This window comes from Streptomyces sp. SID3343, from assembly GCF_009865215.1.
GTDB lineage: Bacteria > Actinomycetota > Actinomycetes > Streptomycetales > Streptomycetaceae > Embleya.
The window spans coordinates 1-24,831 of the sequence record NZ_WWJX01000949.1; the positions used below are offsets into that span (position 1 = coordinate 1).

At 69.6% G+C, this 24,831-nt stretch carries 30 protein-coding genes; 14 read left to right on the forward strand and 16 right to left on the reverse strand.

Annotated elements, in window-relative coordinates:
* Nucleotides 1-806 (reverse strand): endonuclease NucS domain-containing protein (locus GT354_RS29370; protein WP_161359394.1); only part of this gene is annotated, 806 nt, incomplete at its 3' end.
* 353 nt (nt 807-1,159) lie between these two features.
* Between GT354_RS29370 and GT354_RS29375 the strand changes: the two genes are divergently transcribed.
* The gene (locus GT354_RS29375; protein WP_161359395.1) at nt 1,160-2,194 is read left to right on the forward strand and encodes a phosphotransferase; all 1,035 of its coding nucleotides are present in this window, start codon (nt 1,160-1,162) and stop codon (nt 2,192-2,194) included.
* Nucleotides 2,195-2,227: 33 nt separating this feature from the next.
* Here the strand turns inward: GT354_RS29375 and GT354_RS29380 are convergent, their stop codons facing one another.
* Genes GT354_RS29380 through GT354_RS29425 form a run of 10 tightly spaced genes read right to left on the reverse strand, consistent with a single transcriptional unit; the run spans nt 2,228 to nt 11,940 of the window.
* Nucleotides 2,228-3,316: a zinc-binding dehydrogenase gene (locus GT354_RS29380; protein ID WP_161359396.1), complete on the reverse strand. Its 1,089-nt coding sequence runs from the start codon at nt 3,314-3,316 to the stop codon at nt 2,228-2,230.
* 26 nt (nt 3,317-3,342) lie between these two features.
* Entirely contained in the window at nt 3,343-4,527 is a 1,185-nt protein-coding gene (locus tag GT354_RS29385) for a DegT/DnrJ/EryC1/StrS family aminotransferase (RefSeq protein WP_161359397.1), read from the reverse strand.
* Nucleotides 4,524-4,919 (reverse strand): cupin domain-containing protein, encoded by a 396-nt coding sequence (locus GT354_RS29390; protein WP_161359398.1) that lies wholly within the window; start codon nt 4,917-4,919, stop codon nt 4,524-4,526. The genes GT354_RS29385 and GT354_RS29390 overlap by 4 nt, the downstream gene beginning before the upstream one ends.
* Nucleotides 4,916-5,863 carry an aminoglycoside phosphotransferase family protein gene (locus GT354_RS29395; protein WP_161359399.1) on the reverse strand — a complete coding sequence of 316 codons (948 nt, stop codon included), beginning with the start codon at nt 5,861-5,863 and terminating at the stop codon, nt 4,916-4,918. Before GT354_RS29395 ends, GT354_RS29390 begins: the two co-directional genes overlap by 4 nt.
* Nucleotides 5,860-6,843 carry a Gfo/Idh/MocA family oxidoreductase gene (locus tag GT354_RS29400; RefSeq protein WP_161359400.1) on the reverse strand — a complete coding sequence of 328 codons (984 nt, stop codon included), beginning with the start codon at nt 6,841-6,843 and terminating at the stop codon, nt 5,860-5,862. The genes GT354_RS29395 and GT354_RS29400 overlap by 4 nt, the downstream gene beginning before the upstream one ends.
* Nucleotides 6,840-7,448 (reverse strand): AAA family ATPase, encoded by a 609-nt coding sequence (locus GT354_RS29405; RefSeq protein WP_161359401.1) that lies wholly within the window; start codon nt 7,446-7,448, stop codon nt 6,840-6,842. The genes GT354_RS29400 and GT354_RS29405 overlap by 4 nt, the downstream gene beginning before the upstream one ends.
* Entirely contained in the window at nt 7,445-8,935 is a 1,491-nt protein-coding gene (locus GT354_RS29410; protein WP_161359402.1) for a glycosyltransferase, read from the reverse strand. Before GT354_RS29410 ends, GT354_RS29405 begins: the two co-directional genes overlap by 4 nt.
* The gene (locus GT354_RS29415; RefSeq protein WP_161359403.1) at nt 8,922-9,797 is read right to left on the reverse strand and encodes a glycosyltransferase family 8 protein; all 876 of its coding nucleotides are present in this window, start codon (nt 9,795-9,797) and stop codon (nt 8,922-8,924) included. The genes GT354_RS29410 and GT354_RS29415 overlap by 14 nt, the downstream gene beginning before the upstream one ends.
* Nucleotides 9,794-10,765 (reverse strand): NAD-dependent epimerase/dehydratase family protein, encoded by a 972-nt coding sequence (locus tag GT354_RS29420; RefSeq protein WP_346012231.1) that lies wholly within the window; start codon nt 10,763-10,765, stop codon nt 9,794-9,796. Before GT354_RS29420 ends, GT354_RS29415 begins: the two co-directional genes overlap by 4 nt.
* Nucleotides 10,762-11,940 carry an adenosylhomocysteinase gene (locus tag GT354_RS29425; protein ID WP_161359405.1) on the reverse strand — a complete coding sequence of 393 codons (1,179 nt, stop codon included), beginning with the start codon at nt 11,938-11,940 and terminating at the stop codon, nt 10,762-10,764. The genes GT354_RS29420 and GT354_RS29425 overlap by 4 nt, the downstream gene beginning before the upstream one ends.
* 203 nt (nt 11,941-12,143) lie before the next feature.
* Here GT354_RS29425 and GT354_RS29430 point away from each other — a divergent pair, with 203 nt between their 5' ends.
* Nucleotides 12,144-13,496 carry a hypothetical protein gene (locus GT354_RS29430; RefSeq protein WP_161359406.1) on the forward strand — a complete coding sequence of 451 codons (1,353 nt, stop codon included), beginning with the start codon at nt 12,144-12,146 and terminating at the stop codon, nt 13,494-13,496.
* Between the two features lie 132 nt (nt 13,497-13,628).
* Here GT354_RS29430 and GT354_RS29435 read toward each other — a convergent pair whose 3' ends face one another.
* Nucleotides 13,629-14,624 (reverse strand): nitronate monooxygenase, encoded by a 996-nt coding sequence (locus GT354_RS29435; RefSeq protein WP_202512453.1) that lies wholly within the window; start codon nt 14,622-14,624, stop codon nt 13,629-13,631.
* Nucleotides 14,625-14,988: 364 nt separating this feature from the next.
* On the opposite strand from GT354_RS29435, the gene GT354_RS29440 reads away from it, so the two are divergent.
* Nucleotides 14,989-15,321 carry a hypothetical protein gene (locus tag GT354_RS29440; RefSeq protein ID WP_161359407.1) on the forward strand — a complete coding sequence of 111 codons (333 nt, stop codon included), beginning with the start codon at nt 14,989-14,991 and terminating at the stop codon, nt 15,319-15,321.
* A gap of 58 nt (nt 15,322-15,379) precedes the next feature.
* The gene (locus tag GT354_RS55945) at nt 15,380-15,502 is read left to right on the forward strand and encodes a hypothetical protein (protein ID WP_272923910.1); all 123 of its coding nucleotides are present in this window, start codon (nt 15,380-15,382) and stop codon (nt 15,500-15,502) included.
* A gap of 109 nt (nt 15,503-15,611) precedes the next feature.
* Here the strand turns inward: GT354_RS55945 and GT354_RS29445 are convergent, their stop codons facing one another.
* The 4 genes from GT354_RS29445 to GT354_RS29460 all read right to left on the reverse strand — a co-directional run bounded on the left by GT354_RS29445 (nt 15,612) and on the right by GT354_RS29460 (nt 17,839).
* Complete coding sequence (locus tag GT354_RS29445; protein ID WP_161359408.1) at nt 15,612-15,908, reverse strand: hypothetical protein; 297 nt, start codon at nt 15,906-15,908, stop codon at nt 15,612-15,614.
* On the reverse strand, nt 15,905-16,210 hold the full coding sequence (locus GT354_RS29450; RefSeq protein ID WP_161359409.1) for a hypothetical protein: 306 nt from the start codon (nt 16,208-16,210) through the stop codon (nt 15,905-15,907). The genes GT354_RS29445 and GT354_RS29450 overlap by 4 nt, the downstream gene beginning before the upstream one ends.
* A gap of 481 nt (nt 16,211-16,691) precedes the next feature.
* Complete coding sequence (locus GT354_RS29455) at nt 16,692-16,886, reverse strand: DUF397 domain-containing protein (RefSeq protein ID WP_161359410.1); 195 nt, start codon at nt 16,884-16,886, stop codon at nt 16,692-16,694.
* Nucleotides 16,883-17,839: a helix-turn-helix transcriptional regulator gene (locus GT354_RS29460; RefSeq protein ID WP_161359411.1), complete on the reverse strand. Its 957-nt coding sequence runs from the start codon at nt 17,837-17,839 to the stop codon at nt 16,883-16,885. Before GT354_RS29460 ends, GT354_RS29455 begins: the two co-directional genes overlap by 4 nt.
* Before the next feature lie 173 nt (nt 17,840-18,012).
* On the opposite strand from GT354_RS29460, the gene GT354_RS29465 reads away from it, so the two are divergent.
* From GT354_RS29465 to GT354_RS29510, 10 genes are all read left to right on the forward strand, one after another.
* Nucleotides 18,013-18,372: an ATP-binding protein gene (locus GT354_RS29465; protein ID WP_161359412.1), complete on the forward strand. Its 360-nt coding sequence runs from the start codon at nt 18,013-18,015 to the stop codon at nt 18,370-18,372.
* 62 nt (nt 18,373-18,434) lie between these two features.
* Nucleotides 18,435-18,683, forward strand: coding sequence for a hypothetical protein (locus tag GT354_RS29470; protein WP_161359413.1), 249 nt, complete (start codon nt 18,435-18,437; stop codon nt 18,681-18,683).
* 763 nt (nt 18,684-19,446) lie between these two features.
* Nucleotides 19,447-19,845, forward strand: coding sequence for a hypothetical protein (locus GT354_RS29475; protein WP_161359414.1), 399 nt, complete (start codon nt 19,447-19,449; stop codon nt 19,843-19,845).
* 26 nt (nt 19,846-19,871) lie between these two features.
* Nucleotides 19,872-20,639 carry a helix-turn-helix transcriptional regulator gene (locus tag GT354_RS29480; RefSeq protein WP_161359415.1) on the forward strand — a complete coding sequence of 256 codons (768 nt, stop codon included), beginning with the start codon at nt 19,872-19,874 and terminating at the stop codon, nt 20,637-20,639.
* A complete protein-coding gene (locus GT354_RS56680) occupies nt 20,636-21,856 on the forward strand; it encodes a phytanoyl-CoA dioxygenase family protein (protein WP_161359416.1) in 1,221 nt (406 codons plus the stop codon). Before GT354_RS29480 ends, GT354_RS56680 begins: the two co-directional genes overlap by 4 nt.
* Entirely contained in the window at nt 21,853-22,521 is a 669-nt protein-coding gene (locus GT354_RS29490) for a hypothetical protein (RefSeq protein ID WP_161359417.1), read from the forward strand. The genes GT354_RS56680 and GT354_RS29490 overlap by 4 nt, the downstream gene beginning before the upstream one ends.
* A 92-nt stretch (nt 22,522-22,613) precedes the next feature.
* Nucleotides 22,614-22,937 carry a hypothetical protein gene (locus GT354_RS29495; RefSeq protein ID WP_237535571.1) on the forward strand — a complete coding sequence of 108 codons (324 nt, stop codon included), beginning with the start codon at nt 22,614-22,616 and terminating at the stop codon, nt 22,935-22,937.
* Nucleotides 22,938-23,044: 107 nt separating this feature from the next.
* Nucleotides 23,045-23,752: a hypothetical protein gene (locus tag GT354_RS29500; protein WP_161359419.1), complete on the forward strand. Its 708-nt coding sequence runs from the start codon at nt 23,045-23,047 to the stop codon at nt 23,750-23,752.
* Entirely contained in the window at nt 23,749-24,273 is a 525-nt protein-coding gene (locus GT354_RS29505; RefSeq protein WP_161359420.1) for a hypothetical protein, read from the forward strand. Before GT354_RS29500 ends, GT354_RS29505 begins: the two co-directional genes overlap by 4 nt.
* On the forward strand, nt 24,270-24,831 hold a 562-nt coding region (locus tag GT354_RS29510), incomplete at its 3' end, for a hypothetical protein (RefSeq protein WP_161359421.1). The genes GT354_RS29505 and GT354_RS29510, both read left to right, overlap by 4 nt.

Sequence of the window (24,831 nt, forward strand, 5' to 3'; positions counted from 1 at the left end):
GCGACTTCGCCGACCCCCACGTATCCGACGCGCGGGATGTAGACGTGTACGCGGTGGCCGATCCGGGGTCGACGCAGTCCCTGGGAGAACCAGGTGCCGCCGCCGGCGCTGACGAAGCCGAGTCGGCGTCCGTCGTCCCACGAGCGGGTGCCGTCCTCGCCCAGCGCGGAGTACCAGTCCTCGCCGCTCCACGGCTCACGGGTGGCGGTCGTGCGCGCTCGGGGAGCGGACTCCATCTCGGTGTCGTCGCGCAGCATCGTCCGGGCGAGGTAGCGGGAGCCGCGGTCCTCGTAGTACTCGAACGCCGCCGCGTTGATCGGCACGCCCAGATCACCCAGATAGGTCAGGATCCGTTCGGTGGCGTCGTCCAGGCGGGCCGCGACCACCGTGAGGCGGTGGGTGGTGTTCAACTCCTGCGGGGCCCCGATGCCGAACCGGCGCTCGAAGGCCGCCTCGAAGGTCTCCACACCGTCGGAGTACTCCGCGAAGATTCGCAGGATTTCGGCGTGCGACACGGTCGAGACCCACGACGCGTAGTCCAAGACCTGTGCGACGACCTCACGGGCGCCCCGATCTCGCTTCAACTCGATCACGTGGACGGCGCCCTCGCCGTCTACCGCGAGCAGATCCACCACACCGCCGTGCGTGGTGCGCACCTGACGGCCGATCACCAACAACCGCTCCCCGAGAACGTCCGGGTCCGCCTCGATCACCGTTTCCAGGTCCTGCTCCAACGGCATCATCGCCGGCCGCAACCGCCGGGGCCCGTCCTCGTCCATCCGCCATACCGCCACACCAGTCGGCATACCCCTCCAACCGCTCGGCGACTTCGTACCCGAGAGCAACTACGGCTTGACGCGGGTTGTTCCGCATAGCGGGCTCGATTCCGCCGTCGTCGCCGGTGGCGGCAGTGTGCCGGAGGACGAGCGTCGAGTCGGTTCGGGACGGTTGGCATGTGCGGGTTTGGTGTGGACCGGAGTTCGTGCAGGCTCTGGGACGGATCGCACCACCACCCGGTGCTGGAAATCAGGGCCTGGAGCGGCACATCGTGCGGACGTGGCGGCACATGCAGGAGCGGCCGGGGTACTGTTTTTTCCGCGTGTTGTCCAGGCAAGAGCCAGACGCGCTCGCTAGCGTCCTGTGGATGGATGATGGGGCTGTGGCACAGACCGATGCGGTGGATCCGGATGATCTTGACCTCCTCGAACGCGAGTTTCGGTTGGGAACGGTCTCGCGAGCCAACTTCCTGACCGCCGGGCTGATGAATCGCAACTGGCGGGTCGAGACCACCCACGGGAAGGTGTTTGCACTCAAGCTCCTGCGTGACGTGTCGTCGGAAACGGCGAGGCGTAGTGCCGCCGTACAGACCGCGTTGGCTGCTGCCGGATTGCCGGTGTGTACACCCGTGACCACACGCGCCGGTGAACCCGCATTGGAGATCGGGCTCCGTACCTACCTCGTATCGCCATGGGTCGAGGGAGCCCATGTCGAAGGGACCGATCTGTTGCTCGCAGAGGTCGCGGACCTGGGAGGGCTCGTCGGTACGATCCACGAGGCCCTCAATGACCCTGCGCGTGTTCCCCTGCCCCCGGCGGACGCCCGACCGATCGCGCGGGTGACCGAGCCCGAAGCGGCCGTCGAGAAGGCCGAACGTCTCCTTGCCAGGATCGCCGAAACTTCCGAACCGACGGCCTTCGACGCATGCGCCGTCCATCTGTTGGAGGAACGCAAGCTCCTCCTCGACAAGCACCGGTCCGGGCGCCCCGCCGACGGCGAGGTGCCCGGACCGTACGGGTGGACGCACGGCGATCTGCAATATCGGAATCTGCTCCGTGCCGACGGCGGGATCACCGCAGTCCTGGACTGGGATCGCGTCGCGGTCAAGCCGTTCGCCGAGGAGGTCGCGCGGACCGCGCAGGTCCAGTTCGGTGGCGAACACGGCCGACTCGACCTGGATCGTGTGGCGGCCTTCGTGACCGGATACCGCGCGATCGTGCCGCTCTCCCGGGACGAACTCGCTGACGCAGTAGACCGGTTGTGGTGGAAGCGCATGACGGACTACTGGATCGCGGAGTTCCACTACTACCGCGACGACCACGGCCCCGACTCGTTGATGCTGCCCAGTGAGCAGCTCCTGGCGTGGTGGACCGACCATCGCGACGACGTCGCACAGGCGTTCGCGGCAGGCGCCTGACCGAGAAGCCCGCGCCCCGCACTGGGAGGACCGTCAGAAGGTGATCATTGTTCGGACCCCTCGTCGAGTGGCGGCATCGTCGAAGGCGGCGTTGACCTCGTCCAGCGGCCGGTGCGTGGTCGCGAGCGTGTCGGCGTGCAGCAGGCCGATGGTGGCCATCCGCACGTAGGTGGGGATGTCGTGCAGCGAGCGGACCTCGCCCATCACTGATCCCGCGATGGCGCGCCCTCGCCGCAGCAGTGCGGACGGCACACGAATGCTGCTGTCCGGCGGCATCATGCCCACGATGACGGCCCGACCACCGGGGGCCAGACACGCGAACGCGGCTTCGGCCAAGGCCGGTTCGCCGACGGCTTCGACCGCGATGTCAACCCCGTGGCCGTCGCTGGCCGCGAGTACGGCTTCCACGAGGTCACGTTCTGTGGGGTCGATCGTGTGGGTCGCGCCCACCGAGGTGGCGGCGGTCCTCCGGTGTGGTTCGGGATCCGCGGCGATGACGCGCGTGGCTCCGGCGATCCGTGCGGCCTGCACCGCACCCAGGCCCACGCCTCCGCAGCCGATGACCAGGGCACTCTGGCCCGGTCGCAGGGCGGCGGTATTGAAGACGGTCGCCGCGCCGGTGGTCAGGCAACACCCGAGAAGGGCTGCGGCGTCGAAGCTCAGTTCGGCGGGAATGGGGATGACGCCGGCCGCGTCGACGAGCATGAGTTCCGCGAGGGCGGACACCCCCAGGTACTGGCGAAACGGCTCTCGGTCCAGGAACAGCCGGGACCGTTGACGTTGTTTGGCGGTGGTGTCGGTGCAGTACACCATGCGCCCGGCAAGGCATGGTCCGCAGCGTCCGCACGGCATCTGATCGCAGACCAGGACCCGGTCGCCGATCCGGAACGGCGCCCCCGTTCCGACTTGTTCGACCACTCCGCTGGCCTCGTGGCCCAGGATCGTGGGCGTGGGGTAGGGGAAGAGTCCGCGCGCGAAGTGCAGGTCGGTACCGCATACGCCGACGCTTGCCGTGCGGATCAGGACCTCGCCGTGATTGGGTTCGCGGAGTTGGACTTCACGTACGGTCATCGGTTTGCCGGGCTCGTGCAGGACGGCGGCGCGCATCGTGATGAGAGCCATCGGATTCCCTTTCGTGACACTCGTGTTCAGGAGGACCGGAGCGTGGTCGCGAGGACCGCCGCGACCTGTTCGATGTAGTCGGGGGCGGGCAGGTCGGGGATCTTCAGGACGACCGTCTGTCGTCGAAACCGCCGGTAGTTGGGGAAGTCCTGCGGTCGGGGGCTGGTCCATCGGCCGCGCATGTGCGGCCAGTGGCGTTCCACCAAAACGGCCTCAGACAGCAGGGGCGTGGTCAACCAGTCGGGGTAGAGCGCCCGGATCGGCAGGCGGGCCTGCTGGAGTCGGGTGTGCAGGGCGGCGGGGTCGTTCACGGGGGTGGTGAGGGTGAACGGGGTGCCGTACCAGCCGCGTACCGCGTCGGCGGGGATGGGGACGGGTGCGATGGGCAAGCCGGCGTTCTCGACGAGTCGGGTGAGGTGGGCGAGGTTGCGGTCGGAGTCGCGCATGCGGGCGGGCAGGGTGTTCAGTTGCTCGTGGGCGATCACTGCGGCGAGGGTGGGCATCCGGAACTTGTGGGATGCCGGGGCCTCGATCAGGGGGAGCAACTCCGGAGCGGTGAGTTCCTCGGCGAGTCGGCGGGGATGGTGTCCCAGGGTCATGGCCCGTTCGTAGACCAGGCGGTCGGACGTCGTCAGGATTCCACCTTCGCCCCCGGAGACGGCCTTGGTTTCCTGGAGGCTGAAGCAGCCCGCCGTGCCCCAGGAACCGACGGGGCGGCCTTGGTGCCTGGCGCCGTGGGCGTGCGAGCAGTCCTCGACGACCGGCACGGGGAAGCCCGTGAACCGGTGCATCGGGGCAGGGACGCCCCATGCGTGGGTGACCAGGACGGCTGAGCAGTGGGCTGTGTCGAGCCCGGCGGGGTCCAGGTTCGGCGAGTCCGGGTCGAGGTCGGCGAAGATCGGGAAGCTGCCGGCATGGAACGCTGCGGTGATTGCGGAGACCCAGGTCATCGGGGACATGACGACCCCTTGGTCGGGGGTGACGTCGACCGCGTGCAGCGCCGCGTGCAGCGAGGCTGTTCCGGAGTTGAACGACAGGGCGTGGGTGGTGTCGACCAGGGCGGCGAAGGCGTCTTCGAGGGCGGCGATCGCGGGGCCACGCCCTACGTCCGAGAGGCGGCCTTCGCGCAGGAGCTTCGTCGCAGCCGTGATCTCGGCGTCGCCGTACTTGGGCCGTCGGGGAAAGGGCAGTGTCACCGTGCGCGGGGTCATGTCGTGGCCGCAGGGCGAGAGGGCACCGGGTGTTTGATCGCGTCCTGGGGGGTTCGATGCAGATGGCGCCCGTCGGCGCCGGGCGGGAGTGCCCACGACAGCCAGAACACTTCAAGGTCCTGGTCACCGGTCACGGCGACGATGTCGTGGTCGACGCCCGTGGGGGTGTGGATGATGTCCCCGGGCTGGATCTGGTGGACGGCGTCGCCGACGTGGATGGTGCCGGTGCCGGCCGCGACGAACCAGAACTCGTCGAAGTCGTGGAAGTGCCGGTCGAATCGGCTGGTGCCGGTGGCGCGGATCCGAAATCGGCCGGCGGAGTGCGCGAGGCACCCCCGCGGTCGGTTCTCGGCGTTCAGGCGCGCTCCGGTGGCGGTGCGGATCAACGTCACGATGGGCTCTCCGGTGAGGTGTAGGCCGGCAGCGTGGTCGGGTTTTGGGTTGCGATCGCCGTCAGGTCGGCGGTCAAGGAGATGGCGGAGCGGCGCGCGGCGGCGTGGTCGTTGCGGGAGGTGTGGAACGCCCAGAGGGATGCGGCGATCCGGGCCCGGTGGATCGTCAGGGCCCAGCGTTCGTCGGTGTCGGCGCCGTGGGGGAAGTAGCCGGCCAGCAGCGCCTGGGTCATCAGTGGGTGCTCGCGCACGGTGAAGCCGGCGACGTCGGCCAGTGGGTCGCCGCCGCGTGCGCTTTCCAGGTCGATGAATCCGCTGACAGCGCCTGTCCGTTGATCGACGAAGATGTGCCGGGCCGCGCAGTCGCCCACCAGGAGCCGGGCTCCGCTGTCGACCAGGCGCCAGGCGTTGTCGAGGACGATGCGGCGCACCGCCGGAATGGGACCCGAAGGCGCTTTCAGGGCTTGGGTTGATGCGTGGAGCGCGGTGTGCAGGGTGCGATGGGGTCCGGTTCCGGTGGGAGCGAGCCTGCCGTAGCCGCGGACGTGGATGTCGTGGGCCCGCCGCAGGAGCGTGCCCGCTTCGGTAGCCGCGCGTCGCGCGGCGGGAGTTGGGGCGTTTCCGGTGGTGTCCTCAAGGTCGGTTGATCCGGTCAGCGGCGTTCCGGGGCAACGGGTCTCGACGCAGAAGCGGTCGTCGTGCCACACCACCTCCGGTGCCGGTATCCCCCGTTGGGCGAGCGCGGTGGCGGCCCAGTGGGCGGTGCCGTAGCGGGCGCCGTCGTGCAGGGCCGCCTTGACGATGAGATGGCGCCCGTCGAGGGTGCGCGCGGCGAACACGCGGTTGTCCGCTCCTCCTCGGCACGGGGTCAGGCCGGTGGGGTCGAGTTCGATGCCCGCCGCGGTGATCGCCTGGGCGATCTGAGTGATCGAGGGGGGCCTCACTGGGAGCGCCGCGTGACGGTCACGGGTGCGCCGGTGTGGGCGGATCGCAGCGCGGCGTCCAGCAGGGCGATGGCGTCGAGCCCGTCGGGCAGCGTCGGGCCGCCGTGGACAGCGTCGATCATTGCGCCGATGTGGGCGTCGTGAGTGCCCTGCGGCGCGGACAACCGCCCGTACGACGTCGGTTCGTTCCCGGCGGGGTCGCCGAACGTGGTGACGGTGTCGCCGCCGTCCCACCGCCAACCGGCACAGGCAGCGTCGACCCGCCAGTGGCCGTCGGCGGCGGTCCGGTGACCCGGTCCGCCGAAGCCGCCTCGAAAGGCGAAGACCGAATCGTCGGCAAACCGCACGATGACTGTGGCGACCGAGCAGGCCGGTCCCAGGAACGGCAGCGGGACCTCGGAGCCAAGCACGGTCGTGGGGGCGGCATGGACGAGCTGTCGGATCTGGTCGAAGGCGTGCACCGCGAGATCACCGAGCGCAGGGAAGGTCATTCGTGCGCGGAATCCGGCTCCCGGAAGGCGCACGAACATCTCCTCGCCGACGGAGTAGGGGCCCGGCCCGGCGGCGTGGACGATGTTACGGAACGCCAGGAATCTTGCGTTCTGTCCGCGATTGCTCATCACGGCGAGGACAAGTCCCCGGGAACGGGCGAGCGCGACCAGGGATTGCGCGCCGTCGAGGTGCAGTGTGAGCGGCTTCTCGGTGAATACGTGCCGCCCGTGTTCCAGGGCCGTGCGGGTGTGGTGCTCGTGGTGGTCGGCGGGCGTGAGGTTGACGACGATTCCAGCGTCGGTGGCGGCCAATGCCTGCTCCAAATCCGGAAACCACGGGACGTCCCGGAGGCCGCAGCGTCGCGCGACTCGTGTGGCCGCGTCCGGGTCGACGTCCACCAAGGCGCCCACATCGACGCGGGGGTCCGCGGACAGCGCGCGGATCCATCGGCCGCTGATCAGGCCGCACCCCAGGATCGCCGCCTTCACCGCAGGACCGCCACGTACGGGCCCAGCGCGTCGACCGCCCGCTCCAGCACGTCGTCGGCGGGGCGACTCGCGTCCAGGCGCAGGAGCTTCGGTGTGATCGGGTCGAGGAAATGCGTGTGGAAAGCTTGGGCGAATCGTGGGTCGTAGTAGATGCCAGGCATGGCGATCCGAGCGCTTGCCCGCTCGGACAGCACGTCGTCATCGGCGTGCAACAGCAGCGTCACGTCGGGAACGACCGCCTGGCCGCAGTCGACGCGCTCGGCGACGAGGGAGCGTGCCCGGGCATTGGCGTCCAGGTTCTTCATCTCGCCGATCGCGCGAAGGTGAGCCAGCAGGGTGTCCACAGTGCGGTCCAGCACGACGTGGCAGCCGCGCTCGACGGCGGCCTGCGCGCGGTGCTGTCGCAGCAGTTCGATCTCCAAGTGGACGACGAGCGCGTCGAGCTGCTCGTCCTCGCTGCTCGCGTCCGGGTCCGGCAGGGCGGACGCATCCGGCGCGGCGTGGTAGTAGCAAGGCACCAGGCTGGTGTGGCCCAGCCGGGCGGCCAAGGCGAACGCGAGCGTGGTCTTGCCGGTACACGAGACGCCTTCGATGCCGATCTTCACGACGCGCCTCCTGGGCGACGATGGGTCTTCGGGGCGGGAAAGGAAACGGAGTTGGGGTGTCGGCCGCGGACGGCGTCGGCCACGGCCAGCCACGGACCAAGGCTGCGCAGCAGATAGGCGGCAAGAAGTTCGGCCGCGTCCCGACCGATGGCTCGGGCCGAGTGGGGACCCGGACGAACCCGGGCGCTCATGACGACCGGGACGACCGTGGCGAGGAGGATCCCGGCCGACGCCGTGGCGCGAAGGTGGGACCCCGAACGCGGACACAGTGCGGTGGCGAGCGTCACTGCGGTGAGCGGCCCGGCGACCAGCCACGCGAGGCCCCGGTAGGCGGCGATGATCCGGAGGAGGCCGCGCTCGGAGGGGGAACCCGTTCCCGCGTGGGCCATGTCTCGCAGTACGGCCGGGTAGTCGAGGTAGGAGCAGAACCAGCGACGTCCCTGGGCGACCACCTCCGTGACGGACTCCGGCGCGGGCACCACCGTCAGGTGCGGGAGAGTGACGACGGGGATGCCCCGCAGGCTCAAGGGAACCCCCGCGGGCACGTCGTCGAGCACCGTGGTCTCGGGAAATCCGCCGATTTCCTCGACGATGTCGCGGCGGAGGAACAGTCCGTGTCCGACTGGCTGGGACAGACCGGCCCACACCCGCCCCCTCGCGCCGGATCGCTGTGCTCGCGCGTGATAGCGCCGCGCGTAGGGGATCTCCCGGCGCAGCGTCCAGATGGACTGCAGGGTTGCGGATCCCTGCACCAACCCCTTCACTCCACAATCGTGTTCGCGACGGAGGGCGATGTGCAGGGCATGCTGCTGTACGACGGGATGGTCGGCGGCGAGCAGCTTGTAGGTGGCGTTCAGCAGTTCCGCGTCCGGTCGGGAGTCGACGTCGTAGACCGCGACGTATCCGCCGGGAGGCAGGGCCCGCGCGGCGTGGTTGACCTGTCCGGCCTTGCGTCCGGCCCCCGGGTAGGTCACGTGGTGGATGCGCCCGGAACTTTCTCCGGTCATGAGCTCAGCGACGACTTCACTGGTCAGCGGCGTGCGGGACAGGATCTTCGTGGCTACCTCGTGGGGCAACCGTCCACCGGCCTCGATACGAGCTTGTTCGAGGTCTGTCGCTTCGTCGGGGGAGAGCTGAGGCAAGGCGCCGTGGGTGATGTGGGAGCCGGCGCAGACGGCGAGGGCGAGTCGGTCGCGTTCGCGTTCCTCACGATCGGTGGAGACGATCGTCACGGACAGTCCCGGGAATGCAGTCACGAGCGGCTTCCACCACGCGAGCGCCGCCGCGACGTGGTGCTGCTCGCGCAGGACCGGAATGACCACGTCTACCGGGGGCGGTCGACGATCTTCCATCGCGGGCTCGCCGTGCCGGCCGGCGTGGAGCCAGATCAGGGTGCGGGCGAGCTGCCAGGTGCCGGCGGTGTGGCGGAGGTTGAGCCCGAGGGCCGCGACCCAGCATGCGCCCTTCGCGGCGTTACCCGCGCGCATCGGACTCTGCCCACAGCACGCGGTCCAAGTGGTTCCGATAGGCGTCCCTGAGAGGGCTCGCCGGGTATTCCTCGCGCCAGGGCTTGAGCGGCCCGGCGAAGTGCAGGATCGATGCGCGCGGTTCGTCCGCAAGGAGCATCGCCAACGGTGAATGGGGCTCCGCTTCGTCGTGGCGGTAGTCCGGATGGGCAGCCAACGGCGAGAGCGCGACGGTGTTCCACCGCCGTTGCAGGCGCGTCCACCGGTCGTCGGCCGCGACGTTGAGGGCGTCCTGATCCCACAACCTCACATGCTCGGGATGCTCGGTGAGGAATCGACGCGCTCGCCTGAACAGGCCCTGCGCGCGGCATTGTTCGAGGTCCAGCAGCATCACGCCGGAGTTGAAGTAGTCCCTTCCCTGGGGCAGGCCCAGTTCGGCCCAACCGGGCAGTGCTATCCCCGAGCCGACGACAGGGTTCTGCGGGTCGCGGACCGCACCCAACGCCCGCCCGTCCAGCTCGGTCCGCAACAGGGGACGCAGATCACCCACGACGAGAGTGTCCACGTCGACGTAGAGCACCTTCGGATACTCCTCGCCGAGGGCATCGCCGATCGCGAGCCGCAGGTAGACCGCCTCCGACACCCAGCCCGAGACCGGCCCTGAACCCTCCGGGGTGACCGGACGCAGCACGACGTCCAGCCCGAGGCGGTCCCCGTGCCGCCGCAGCAACGTCCCTTTGTCCGCGGACAGGGCCTCGTGCAGGACGAGCAGGCGCAGACCACGGTGTCCGGGAACCGCCGCCAACGACTCCAACAACACGGTCAGCGGCCGGACATAGCGATCGTCCACGCAGCACACGATGGGCGGCAGTGACGCGTTCATCGGGCCACCGCCGTCACGGCCGCGTCGCCGCGTTCCCACGCGAGCGTCCGCGCCAGGCCCTCGGCCAGACCCACCTGCGGCTCCCAGCCCAAGACGCGTACGGCGCGGGTGGTGTCGGGGCGGCGTCGAAGGGGGTCGTCCTGGGGGAGGTCGACGAACTCGATCGGCGATGACGATCCGCACAGGGCCCGGATCATCTCCGCAAGCTCCAGGACCGTGGCCTCATGAGTTCCGCCGATGTTGACCGGGTCGGCGAACCCGGCGGTGAGCAGCCTGGTCAGGCCGTCGACGGTGTCGTCCACGTAGCACAGGGACCGGGTCTGGCTGCCGTCCCCGGCCACGGTCAGGGCCTGCCCGGCGCACGCCTGCCGGATGAAGGTCGGGACCACCCGGCTGTCGACGTCCGACATTCTGGGCCCGTAGGTGTTGAAGATCCGCGCGATCGCGGTGCGCACGCCCATCCTGGCGAACTGGGCGGTGACGGCCTCGGAGAAGCGCTTGGCCTCGTCGTACACGCTGCGCGGCCCGATGGGATTCACGTTCCCCAGATACGACTCGGACTGCGGGTGCTCCAGCGGGTCGCCGTATACCTCCGAGGTGGACGCCAGCAGCAGAATCGCGGCCTTGTCCCTGGCGACCTCCGCCATGTTCAGTGTGCCCAGCGAGCCCGCGCGCAGGGTCGCGAGCGGCATCGCCAGGTAGTCGCCCGGCGCGGCGGGAGACGCCAGGTGCATGATCGCGTCGACCGTTCCGCGCACGGGGTGGGGAACGGTGACGTCGCAGTGGCGGAACTCGAAGGACGGGTGGTCGTCCAGCGAGGCGAGGTTTGAGTGCCGTCCGGTGGACAAGTCGTCGAGACCCAGCACGCACGCACCGGCGCGAACGAGCCGTTCGCACAGGTGGGATCCGACGAAGCCGGCCGCTCCGGTGACGACGATGCGAGTGTGTGCGAGGTCGTTGCTGATCACAGATGCCTCCCGTGGCGAGAGCCGAACGTGTCGACCCATGTGGCGGCGATGGACGCGCGGTGCGTCGGTGACACTTCGTAGAAACCGGGGTCGTGTTCGTTGTGGGCGAGGAGGGCCGCGGCCACTGTCATCTCGGCCTTGATGAGGTGGATGGCGGGGCCCATGGCCGAGGTGTGCAGGAAGTTCACGGCGTTGCCGTTGCCGAGCAGGAAGAACGACTTGCCTCCGGGCGGCCCGAGTCGACTGACGCCCGGGAACATCTCCGTACGCGCGTATCCGCTGTCGGGGGTGTCCAGGCCGCTCAGGTCGAACTCGTCGTCCCTGGAGGTCGCGCCCGCCAGGAACGCGTCGTGCCGCAGGAGCGGGAGGTGCTTTATGCCCAGGGCACGGCTGCCGGTGGCGGAGAACACCAGGTCCGCCGAGCCGAGAGCGTCCGCCAATTCCGCCCAGCCGTAGCCGACCGACAGGGCCTGGGCCTGGCGGACCGGGTCGATGTCCAGCACCAGGACTCGTACATGCCGGGCGTGGAGTGCGCCGGCGATACCGGCTCCGATCTTCCCGTAGCCGAGCACGCACGCCTGACGTCCCTGCAGCACTTCGCCGAGATGCCGCAGCAGGGCCTCGACGGAGAACACCACGGCCTCCCCGACCAGCCGATCCTCGGGGACCTTCAACGGGCTGCGGGCCACGCTGTAGACCGGGCAGGGTAGTTGGGACAGTGCCTCGTAGCGACGGTGCCCGTTCTCGGTGTCCTCGACCACTCCCGCGACCTGTCCCGGCAAGCGGGCGCACAGATCCGCGAGGGCCGGAGCGAAGTATCCGCCCACGTCCGAAAGGACGATTCGGCGACCGTTCGCTCGCTCGCGCACGTAGTCGGTGAGCCAGTCCGGGTCGGCGAAACAGGCACGGTCGAGCGGGTCGCACCGGAACCGCACGGACGTCTCCTCGACGACGAGCTGGTTCGCCGACTTCGGCTTCGGCAGCACTGCGGCGATGTCGGTCGCGTGGCCGAGCGCACCCAGAAAGCCCATCTGCCCGGGCAGCATGTGGGTGACGACCAGCGAAGCCGAACTCGTGACAGGTAGCACCGAGGCCAGCCACGAGTAGAACGCGACCGCAGCCCCCGGAGACCGCGCTCCCGCGGAGCTGTCGAGGTCCTGCTTCAAAACGGACACCTGCTTCCCCCGATCGACCGTGTGCCCGGACCCGCGTTCGATCCGGTCATCCGAGGAAAGCCCCACCACCCCATTCCCGGACAGGGTCGCGCCCCGAGAACGCGGGGAAGCTTCGCGTGATCGCGCTGAAAGTTGTGAAACCGCCCAAGAAGGCACCCCACGAGGGATCCCAATTGGTATCCGCGTGACTACCGTGGGTGGATATGACAGGCGTACCCAACCTCGCCCTCACGCGGATTCTCCGGGAACTCAGCTGGGGACCACGGGACTTGGCACGCGCCGTCAACTCCGCGCTCGGCAAGCCCGGCCACATCAGCCCGACCGCCCCGTTCAAGTGGCGCGACCAGGGCTGTGTCCCCGGCGGCGTGTTACCCCAGGTCATCGCCACCGTCCTCGGCGCCGCCGCCGAACGCGACCTGACCTGCCGGGACCTGTGGCCCGACCGCACTTGGCCCCAGGACAGGGCTGTGCTGTCCACCGACGGCCTCACCGGCCCGTGGGAACCCGAAACCACCCTGGAGGCACTGTCCGTGGTCGCGCACGACGTCAACCGTCGCAGCATCCTGGCCGCATCCGGAGCGGTCCTGCTCACGCCCCTACAACACTGGTTCTTCGAACCCGCCCGCGCGCAAGCCGCCATCCGGGGCCGACGTGTGGACGCGGCCCTGGTCGACGGCATCGACCAGATCATCGACACCAAACGCCGCCTCGACGACACCCTCGGGGGCGGCATGCTCTACGACTCGGTACGCGGCGAACTACGCCTGGTCCTGACTCTCCTCAAGAACAGCACCTACACCGAAGACATCGAGCGACGCCTGTACGCGGCTGCCGCCGAACTCGCCCGTCTGGGCGGCTGGGCCTGCGTGGACGCCGGCCACGACGGCGCCGCACAGCGCTACTTCAACGCCGCCCTGCGCGCCGCGCACCAATCCGGCGACCGCGCCCTCGGCGCGAACATCCTCGGTTTCATGGGCGTTCAGGCCACCCGAACCGGCGACCCCCGCGACGCCGTCACGCTCCTCACCTCCGCGCACGCCGGCGCCGCAGGGACCCTCACCCCCACCGTCCGAGCCGCCCTCCTGGGCCGCCTGGCCCGCGCACACGGCCGTCTCGGCAACACCCACGCGGTCCAGGCCGCCGCCGACGACGCGTTCGCCCTGCTCGCCAAGGGCCGTCCCGAAGACGACCCGCCCTGGATCTACTGGGCCACCACCGCCGACCTGGCGGGCATGGTCGGCGAGGCGTACGCCTACCTCGGCGACACCGAACGCGCCGAGGAGAACCTGCGCCACGCCATCGAGACCATGGATCCCCAGGCCCATCCCCGTGACCGCGTTCTCCTGCTGATCCGCCTCGCCGAACTCCACCTGACCGGCGACGTCGACCGCGCGTGCGCAATCGCCACGGAGGCTCTTACTGCAGCCGAGGGGCTCGATTCCGAACGCGTCATCACCGACCTCGCCAGCTTCCGCACCCACCTCGCGCCCCATCGCGGAAGTACGGCCGCCGCCGACTTCGACGCTCGCTCAGCCCCGCTGTTCCAGACCAACTGACCACCGCCGCGTCCGACCGGACACGCGCTGGCGGATCGGAAACGGCACATGCATAAGAGAGTTGGCGGGCGGTCCAAGGGCCGAAGCCCGTCTGAATACACACGAGGTGGCATGCGCCAGCCCCAACCGCACTCACACCCCGCCGAGTCGAGACAGCACGTCAGTGGCCTCCCGCACGAACCCCTCCACGATGCGCGCGGCTGGCAGCACCTCGCGCACCAGGCCGGCGGACTGACCCGCGTACAACGCCATCGCCTCCAAGTCCCCTCGCATCCCTGGCAGCGGCATCATGTCGCCGTACCGAAGCTGATCACCCCACGGCCCCGACGCCACGACATCACCTTCACCAGGTCGCTCGGACGCCGCCGGGCGACCTGCCGCCTCCCACGCCTCAAGCGTCGAATTCCACAGTGCGCGATGCGCCGCGCCCGGCCAGCCACCGTCGAACGCCAGCGTGTGCACCGCGTCCGTCTCCGCCGCAGCCACCACCCGCGATCGATAGACCTCGTGCGTCCGCGCCTCCTCAGACGCAAGAAATCGGGTTCCCACCCACGCCGCCTGTGCCCCCAACGTCAGGACCGCCGCCAATCCGCGCCCGTCAGCGATACCGCCCGCCGCGATCACGGGCACGGGCGACACGGCGTCCACCACCGCAGGAATCAACGGCAAGGAAGCCGCCGTACCCCACACATGCCCGCCAGCCTCCCAGCCCTGACACACCACGGCATCGACGCCCGCCTCCACTGCACGCACCGCCTCCACGGCGCTCCCCACGGTGTGGAGGTGCACCGCGCCCGCGGCATGAATCCTTTCGACGAACGGAGCGGGATCACCCCAGAACGTCGACACCACACGCACTCCCGCCTTCAGGCACAGCGCCAGCTTCTCCTCAATCGAAAAATCGAGGATGAAGTTCACGCCGAATGGCACGTCTGGTCCCAGCAGGACGCCCAGCTCCGCGAGATCGGTAGCCACCTGCTCGACCGGCGCCCAGGTAAAGGAGAGCATCCCCAGCGCGCCCGCCCGGCTGACCGCAGCCACCAACGCCGGGCAGCTCGCCGAACCGACGGGTGCCTGGATCAAAGGTGCATCGATTCCGAGCAGATCGCACAACGGCGTCGTCAACATCCAAATATTCTCACTGTATACAGCCGCCCAGGCGACACCCGTGACCCCCAACCACCTCTCACACTTCGTACGCAGATCGGATAGGCCGGTCGTATTCGGCTGCGGGTTCCATTCCGGCCTCGGCGCGGCGCCGATCCAGGTTCTCGGGATCCTCGATCGGCCACGGGGTGAACACCCCGTCAATAGGAGGGACACGGCGGGCGCATCGCAGCTAGGCGCAGGAACGGCGGAGCGGCCCCGGGCCCTCGGGTCTGCCCGAGGCGCCCGAGCCGACCGGCCCGCTGCGGATCGCCGTCGCGGGCACCGTCCGCGTGGTCACGTCTACGGGAGAATGCGCGGCGATGCTGTCCGTCCTGTGCGCCACGTGCCAGCGGGCACCGCCGGCGTGGTGTGCGTGGACGGCGCGGCCGTCACCTACACGTGCGCGGCGGGCCACACGGCGAAGAATCGGCTTCTGGACGCGATCCGGGTCCGCAACGCCGTGGAGCGCGCTGGCACCATGGACGGGATCCCGGGGGACTTGCTGGTGGCCGGTGTCGGTGCCGGGGAGAACTACCGTCTCGGCAAAGGTTCGTTCTTCTCGCCCCACGGCTGGGCCGACGTGCCGCGAGCGGACATCGACGGCGCCCTCGCGCCGCTGCCGGACGGGCGCCGTGAGTCACCCGGCGCAAGCCCCGCCTCCGGGTCCCACCCCTGATCGGAAGGCAGTCGCCGGAGCCGGTGAACGCCGAACCGGACAAGTGCGCCAAGATCGCGTGGTTTCCCCGGACGATCTCCCGGACGACATCGTGGACTACGGCCTGGCCGGGATCCGGCACCCCTCGGCAGGCGAACCCTTCGGCACCCACGGCTGGGAACGCCGCGCGTCCGTTACGTGAACGCCTCGGCCAGTGCCCGCGTGACGAACTCCGCGATCTTGTGGGGCGTGCGGCTCGCGGTCGCGATGTGGAGCGCAGTGGGTCCTGCCGCCCGTGAGTTTCGTGAGATTTACGCCGCCATCGCGGAACGCAGCTCGGCAAGTCGGGACAGTGCCTGGTCGCGCACATGGGGTTCGTCTGTGGATGCTCGGATGATCCGTTGGAGTTGGTGCGGCAGGCGTAGCGCGGTGGCGAGGGTGATGGCGGCGAGGAGGCGTTCTCGTGCGCCGGTGGTGTCGCTTGCGGCGAGGAGGACTCGTCCGGTGGTGACGTGTTCGATCACGCGCCACTGTGGGGTGACGTGCCAGGTGGGGTCGGGCGCGTTCTCGGCGAGGCCGGCGGCTTGGGTGATGCGACCGGTGGTCATGAGCCCGCGTCGTGGTCGGCGTGGTCGAGGAGTCGCCGGTTGATGGCGCAGGTGTGGTCGAAGAGGCCGGAGCGGCCGGCGGCGCCGGCGGCGCGGGCGAGGAGGGGTTGGACCGCGGCGCGTTCGGCGTCGGTGCCAGCGAGGGTCGCAGCGTGCCTGAGCCTGTCGAGGGCGGCTCCGTGCAGGCCGGTCTTGCGGAGTTCGTTGCCGTGCATACGTAGGGCGTGAACCAGTGCCGGGCGGTCGTCGAGGCGTCGGGTGACGGCGAGTCCTTTGCCGGTCCAGTGGGCGGCGGTGGCCATGTGTTCCTCGGGGAGGATGTGACCGAGGGCGACGCCGAGGCCGGTGCGGGCGCGGCCGAGGAGGGCGAGGACGTCGCGTTCGGTGTGTCCGTCGGCGACGCGGGCTTCGAGACGGGCGACCAGTGGCCAGAGTTCGTTGACGGCTGTGGTCGCTTGGGCGGGCGATCCCGGCGAGGCGGAGGGTCGAGTCCCCGAACTGGAGCATCGCGGCGAAGTCCGTGTCGGCAGCGTCGACGATCGGTGCAGACAGGGTTCGGCTGCGAAGTTGGCGGTTTCGGGTAGATGACTTTCACGTCGACCCAGATGGCGATTCGTCGAGTTCTCACGGCCGGTTGACATTTGTCCAGGCGATCTACGGGCGCCCGCATCGTGTGGCGGTTCTGTCCCGCGACGTGCCGGCTGCGCGCTACGGTGACGCGAATGAGGCCGCCCCCCACTTGCCGAGGGGCGGCCTCTCGCTCGCAGTCGAACGACTCGCGGGTCAGCCCTTGAGGGCCCTCGTCAAGGCGGTCCAGGAGTTGCCCGGCACGGCGACGCTACCGCGAGCGATCTCCTTGCTGTCACGAACTTCCATGGTTTCGGCGAGCGGAAGTGTCTCCACGCAGTTGTCCGCGTTGGCGCTGTAGGTGCTCTTCCTCCAGCCCGAGCGGGCGGTGGCGTTGCTCGAATCGTTCATCTGTTTCCTTCCATGGTTTCGCGGATCAACGACGCGGTTTCACGAGGCGAGAGGGCGGCCATCCGGATCTGCTCACCGGCGCCCTCGTACCGACGCAAGGTCTCTGGGTCGTCCATGTAGGTCGCGGACACCAGGGTCTCGGTGACTGCGACGGGCCTCTGGTCCTGGAAGTGCATGGTCGTGAAGGCGCCGTTGTCTCCGGGATGCGGTCCGGCCCTGAAGGGCATGATTTGGATCGACACGTTCGGCAACTTGCTTATCCGCAGGAGATGTTCAAGTTGCCCTCGCATTACATCAGGACCGCCGACCATCTGCCGAACGACCCTCTCTCCCATCACGGCCAGGACGGTCGGAGGCGGTGGGTCGGTTCGCGTCAGGACTGCCTGGCGCTCGACGCGCAGTTGCACGAACCGTTCCACCTGCTCTGGTTGTTCCCACTGACCGGCCTCGACTACCTGGAAGGCGTAAGCCTCGGTTTGCAGGAGGCCGGGGATGACCTCTCCCCAGGAGCTGATCTTCGTCGCGTCGCGTTCGAGCGACAGGTAGTCGTGGAACTTAGGCGGGACGACAGCTCCGTACTCCTGGTAGGGCTGTTCGTTGCTCTTCCGGACGAGCGCCAGAAGCTCTGCCCGACGGTCCTCGTCATCGATCCCGTAGACCGCGAAGAACGCATGCAGATCCCGAGGCAGGATTCGCTGGTTGCCCGTTTCGATCTTGCTGAGGCTGGCGACCGATCGTTCGAAGAGCCGTGCCGCCGCCTCGAGTTTGTACCCGGCCGCGATGCGCGCGTCCTTGAGTTCCTGGCCCACTCGTAGCCGTCGGATCGTACGGCCTGCCTGTTCGCGCGCCACGTGTTCCTCCCCGTCGGTTGACCGCACAGTCTGCCGGGTCGACAGCCTCACGCCCAGCAATCGAAATTTTCGGTTACAGGACTTGCGGAAAATGGAACTCATCTGCGTAAATTCTATGAGCACGGCGTGTTCCGTATAGACCACGGAACGCGAGCAAGATCGTTAGCCCACATCCCAACCCCAAGGGGATCGTTGTGCCTTCCGACGCTTCCGCCTGCTTGGTTCCGCAGCCTCAGAGCCCGCCCCTCGCCCCATGCCTGTTCATCCTCAGACGCGTGGATGGCGCACCGGTGAAGACCGCACGACAGCACGTGCATGCCGCCTGCGAGGAGTGGGGGGTAGACGGCGCCGACCTCGAACTCGTGCTGGCCGAACTGCTGAATAACGCGTTCCAACACGCGGAGCTGGCGGATGACGATCCGGTTTGGGTGCTCGTCCACATACGCGCCGGCGGGGGGGAGATTGTCATCGAAATCGTGGTTCCCCAGGCCGAATTCGAGTTGCCCAACCACGACCAGGACGTGGCTGCCGAGGGTGGCCGCGGTCTACAGATCGTGTCGAACCTGACGCGGGTCTTCCACTGCGAGCGACGTTCCCCGTACCACCAAGCATTCATCGCCGTTCTCGCTGCGTGACACGACAGCCTGGCGCCGTCCCGCACCTCCTGGCCCGTCACTTCACGAACGAGGAGTACGGCATGAGCCCCCGTCGCCCCACACCCCGCCGGATCCGGGTCAGCAGCGTCGAGCCGGGCGAGTTTCCACCGAACGATCCCACCAGCCGGCGTGGCACCCCTACGTGCGCCGTCGAGATGGGTCCCAACCCCGGAGGGACCTGGGCCACCGAATTCTTGCTCCAGGAAGAGGTGGACCGACTGATTGCGGATCTCTCCCCATTCGGAAGCGGCCCGACCATCGACGCGCTCGACGACTCGGTCTCCGCCTGAACCCGAAGGGACGCCGTTCACTCCGGCATCCAAGTGGTCGAGTTGATGGCCTACTTCATCGGCACGACGCGAATCCTTGGTGGTAGGGCGCTGTCCCCAACGATGCAGGTCGATTCTGGTGCATACCTATCCTCGCCGGACTGAGTTGACGTGACACGAACGCACGCGCGCCCACGACGCGGCGCTGGTCGTGTTCAACGCGGTGACCCTGCTTCCCGAATCGTCGCCGCGACTGCCGGATGCGCGGATCGGTTCGGTGTCGGGCGAGGTCCACACACGGTTCGTCCCATCGGATGAAGCCACCGCAGCCTCGGTCAGCGGCTGATCTGGCTCGCTGGCTGGCCTTTCCCGCTTCTCGTGCGCGCCTACGCGCGAGTCACAACCTTGCAGGGCAACCCCGGCTTCGAGACGCGGGTGCCCTCCCGGCCGCAACGGCTTGTGCGCCCTTCGACGTTCACTTTCCCTCCCGACTCGAACCTCGCGGTGCAGAAAGGGCTATCTCATGGCGATGACCTCGATCGGGCTCGCGACCGACCTCGATCCCGAGAGCGTTCTCGGCTGGACGTGTCACCCTGCGTCCGACGCCGTGCCTGAGTCGCGCGACGCCGCTGGCGAGGGTGAGGGTTGCGATGCCCTGCTCGAAGCTTTACGAGGCGCGCAACCGGGTGCGGGCGAGTGCGTCTGCGGCGCGTCCGTTTCGTGCCGGGTGGGAGTTCGGATCGGCCCGTGCGTAGACGTGTCCACACCCCGTCCCTGGAAGCCCGTGGGCTGTGAATCCCGCGACGCGCTCGTCTGGATCGTGATTCCCGCTCCGGACGAGCGGCTGTGGTTGGCGACCGGTTGCGCCGTCAACCTCGGTCTACGGGAGTGGGGACAACCCTTCCTGGATCAGGAGCAGTTGGAGCACATCGCCTACGCCATGACCACGATGGTGGACGAAGTCGGTGGCGAGATCGCTGTGGTCCTGTTGCGGGGTGTGCGTGGATGTGCGATCTGGCTGATGTCCGCGCATCGGCTGCCTCGCGCCGATCGCGCGGGCGAGTGGTTGAAGTGGCTCGCGCGACGTGATCGCCACCGCCCGCAGTGGGTGATCGAACTCCGCCTTCGAGGGGCCGGCTGGGCAGTGGGCGACAGTTCGGATACTGCGGGGGTCCGGCGGTGAACGCCCGTCCGGTCGGCACCGATGCCATGCCCCTTCATCACCGGTTGCTGCCCGTCGTCGGTGGCGTGGTGCGCGAGCGCGGGATCGGGCTGCCGCCGGAGGCGGTGCACGAGTTGACCGTGGCGATTGCGCTCGCGATTCGGCCGATCGTCCAGCCCCCGCCTCCGCCCCGGGAATTGGCGCCATTGGACATGGGATCAAAGGACCGGGGCTTACCCACGCGGCTGGTGCAGTGCTTGGTGGGCATCGGCCGGGGCGGCTCCGCCGTGCAGGTCGCGGAGGCCCTCGGCATCTGCGAGACCAGCGTCCGCTCGAACCTCACCGATCTGCATCGACACTTCCGGGTTCCCAACAGAGTGAGCGCGGTCGTCGCGGCCCTGCGGTTGGGCGTGATCACCCTGGACGACCTCACCCAACCGCCGGGCAAGAACGGAACGGACCTGCCTCCCGTAACCGGCTACGGACCACACCGGCCTTTGAGCCGCCAACATCGCCTGCTGCTGATCGGTATGGGACGCGGCCACACCAACGCTCGCCTCGCGGCAGACCTGGGCCTGTCGCCGCTGACGGTCAAAAGGCACGTGCGCGCCGTATGCGACGCGCTCGGCGTGGCCACGCGACAGGACGCCGTCCTCGCCGGTCTGCGTGCCGGCCTCATCTGCTTTGGCGACCTCGACCTCGACCTCGCGCCTGGCGCGCCGGACCGCTTGGTCCCGCCCCCGCGCCAAGCCGCGCTCGACCCGCCTGTACCGCCTGTTCGCCGACGCCACGCGTCGAGGAAGGCACAGCCGTGATCACCCTCACCCGAACCGAACGCCTCGGCGACGACACACTGTGTGCTGCCGTAGTTCGAGCCGCTCCGGCACTCGCCAATACCGTCTGGCCCCGAGCGTTCGCCCTGGTGGACCGCAGCGGGTTCGTCCCGGTGATCCACCTCGACGGGCGACCGAGCCTCCACCTCGGTGACCGCGAATACGAAGACCTTCTGCGTAGCCCCATACCGCTGGTCACGCAGTGCCCGGACGGGCGCAAGGTGGTGACGTCCTCGCCTGCGGCGTTGGCCCCGCTGGTGACCGGCGCCGATCTCGCCTCGGGGCAGCGGGTGGTCGAACTCAGGGCTGAAGAGGTGGCCTCGACGATCGCCGCCGGTGAACGCGCGGACGACACACAGTCGGTGTCCCGGCCGATCTACGCGGGGCACCCCCTGGGAACACCGGAGACGGTGAATCCGCCGCTTGGTCCGACCGCGTACCGAACAGGCCGCGCCGACGCTTCCCGTTTCGACCGCCACGCGACGCACCACCACATGCCGAGCACCCGTTGCCAGCGAGGAATCGTGATCACGAACCCCACGCGCGAATCCACCACGCGCACCGACGTCAACCATCTCGGATACGCCCTGGTGGCGGGCGAGATCGGCTGGGCCTGGACCGAACGCGTCCGCGACGAGGCCGCCCGCCTCGTCGCCCCCGCCCCCGTCGACCGCAACGCCGGCCGGCCGGCCGGGCTCGTCGTCGCAGCGCACCTGCGCTCCCGGGAGATCGAAGTCTTGGCCGGCTCCGACCCACTCCTCGTCGGTGTCCGCCGGGAACCGGCGGCCGACAGCGTCGAGATGGTGACGTCCGCGCTCCTGCAATTACCGGCCTACGGGTTCGCGCAGGCCCCCGCTCAGGACGCCGTGGTGGGCGGCTTCGACCCGGACACACACGTGTGCGCGTACGTCGCCCTGGACGCGCTGCACGCGCGACACGGCTGCGTCTTGGTGTACCCGCGCGCCCACGTCCGGGCGCTGGAACACCACGGTGATCCGCCGACTGCGGCCCCCGTGGCGTTGCCGGCCGCAGGCGCGCGCCACATCCATCTGTGCGCGGGCGACGTCCTGCTCACGCACGGGTGGTTGCCGCACGGGTGGGCCAACAACGCAGGTGGCCGAGACCTCCTTGTCGTGCGGATCCTCTATCGACGAGTCGGCCCTCCCGCAACGTCGAGCACCGGCACGGTGCGGTCGTGACCGCGCCGGTGCCGGACCCCGGCGGCGAAGCGGCGCGTCGCGCGTATCGGCGTGAGGGATACGCGCAACTGGGCGACGTCCTGGCCGAGGACCGCGTCGCGTGCCTGGAGGCGGAGGCTCTTCGCCTGTACGGGCGGTGGGCCCCGACGCGAGGACACGGGCTTCGCCGGCCGGTGGACACGGCAACGGCGTCCGAGACGTTCGACGACGTGGGGGCGCTGTCCGTGTACTTCGACGAGCTGGTGCGCGACGTCGAACTGGGCCGCTGGGCGGCCCGGGTCATCGATGGTCCGGTCGAGCCGGTCCGCATCGCGTTGACGTACGCGCCTCCGCACAGCCCGCCCACGCCCCTGGCGCCCGTTTCTTCTCGTCCACTCGCGGGTTCGTCGCCCGACGACGGCGTCCACCTGTGGATCCCGATCCAGCGGGACGGCTCCTGGCACCTGCGGGCCGCGCTGCGCAGCCACACCCGTGATTCGTCCCGGACCCATTGGTGGCGCGGAGGCCGGTCACGGGTGGGTGGGTGCGGCGGATCGGGTCCGTGCGTCGTCGCGGTGCACCCGCTCCTGCGGATCGGCACCGGAGAGAACCAGTCCCGATACCTGCGGGTCTCGGCCGTCCTCACCTACCGCCGCCACGAACCCGGAGACATCCCGTGCCCCTGACCCCGGCCCCACACAAGGCCGCATACCCCTCCACCCCGCCCGGGCGCACACCTTTGGCGACGGAGTCGGTACTGCGCGGCAATTCCGTCCCGGTGCCTACCGCCATGGTCCACCCCGAGCGGGCACTGCGCTTCGTCGTCGCCTTTCCCGACGATCCGGGCGCGGCACGAGTGGTCACCGCGGGTCAGGCGATCGCGGCCATCCGGGCGGCGTTCGGGCATCGCATGCCGCGCCGGCCCTACTCGCCCGGCGGCGGCCGTCACCGGGCGACGCCGGTGGCGCTGCACTCCTTGCACCGCCCAGGCCGTGAGCCCACCAGCCTCGGGACCCGCCGGATCCCACCGCCCCCGGTGGGGTGGCGGCCCTTCGGCCGCACCGGCGCACGAGTGATCACCACCTGGCAGACCCCGGGTTGACGCCCACCGCGCCTCCCGTCACTTCGTGGAAGAGCACCGAACAGCGCTTCCGGCCCTGATTCGGCAATGCCACCACGCCCGCGCACAGAACAGAAAGGCGGCATCACATGCCCGAGGATCCGACCACTGTGCACCTCCCGCCCGGCGACGATCCGTCGTCCCCGAACGACTCCACATCCCCGGCGGACGAGCACGACGACCCGGGGGAGTCGGACACCGGCGCCCAAGTCCCGCCGCCGCGGCACGTGTTCGTGGTCGTGGAGGGGGTTGCGGGCACGGACGTGGTCGCCACCCGGTTGGCTCGGGCGTTGGGTGGCGAGCGGATCAACGGTCCGCTCGACGCCGGGCCGGGTGCGACAGCCGATCCCGAGTGCCTGGCCGAGGCCCTGGTGGGCATGGCCGTGTCGATCGCGAGCGGGGTGCGGGTGCACCCGGTGGTGGTGTCGGGATACCTGGTGTCCGTGACGGCCAGCGCCGGTGCCCGTGCGGGCCTGTCCGGCGACGAGGCCCTCGGGCTGTTCGCCCCGTACCTGGAGGGCATTCTCGTGCCCGACCTGACGGTGCACCTGCACGCGGGGCCGGAGCCGGTGGCCGAACTTTTGGCCGCCAGTCCGTCCCGTGTCGTCGAGGCCGAGTTGGTCGCCGACCCCGCGTTGCGGGCGCGCCGCTTGGCCCTCCAGGACGAACTCGCCGCGCTCGACACCACGGCATTACACCTGCCCATCTCCGACATCGACCCAGACGGGGCCGTCGAGGTGATCCTGCGCACCCTTGTCGATCGTGCGGCCGAGTCGAAGGCACCGGCGACGACATGAGCGACGAAGCCGTACCCACCCCCGGCCCCCGCCCCGGGCCAGTACCCGGCCCGTACGCCGAAGTCCCCGCTCTCTCGCCGACGGACACCACACCGTGCTGGTGTCGTCGGCGCCGTCCCCGGCTCCTCCTGGTCCGCGAACACGACCGTGAACGCGCCCGTCGCGATCACCCCGGCGCCCACTCGCGTCCGGCGCACGGCCGGGAGGCCGACGACCTGCTCCTGGACATGCTCATGATCAGCGTGCGCCGGCTCCTCCACGCGCGCACGAAGGCCGAGGCCGCACAGGCGTCCGCCGAGATCCTGACGACGGTGCGGGACCTGACCACCCGCCGGGGCCTGCCGTGGGGACGCGTGACCGAGGTCGCGTTCCGTCTGCGCCGCCACCACGGCACCTACCGGCAGGCATGGGTGATCGGAACCGACGACCCACCCACCGAAGCCGACCCGCGTCGCCCCGACGCCGCCGACCCCGTGACTGCCAACCCACCCGCGCCCCAAAGTCTGGACCGGACGAGATGACCCACACCACCCACCCCGCCACCGGCGCGCCGGCGCGCAACCACGCCCAAGCCGTCAAAGTGGCCGACTCCCGCCTGAACGAGGCCCTGAGCGTCCTGTTCCCGGGCGCGTTCACCGAGCTGGCCGAGGCACTGCCCAGCCGGACCCACCACGTGCGCGAGGCAAGCGTCCACCAGGACGGCGCCCCGCCCACCTCGGTCCTGGCGGTCTTCGACTTCGGGCTGCCGTTGCCCGAGCTGCTGCACGGCGACGTGCCTGCCCTCGTCGCGGCGAACTCTCGCCGAGCCGAACGCGAGGTGCGCCGCGCCGCCGCGCTTCGCACCGCTCTCGCCGACCTCGTGCCCACGTCCCGAATCCTCGCCCACCGAGGGCCCGTCACGGTTCTCGAACGCGTCCCCCACCACGACGAACGGAGCCTGGCTGCCGCGCTGGTGCGCCAGCCCGGCAACACCGGTGCCCTCCTGGGGCGCCTGTGGTCCACCCTCGCGCCGCTGCGCACCTGCGCCGCGGTTCACCGGCTCGACGCCGTGGCTCCGTTGGACGAGCGGCACTCGATCC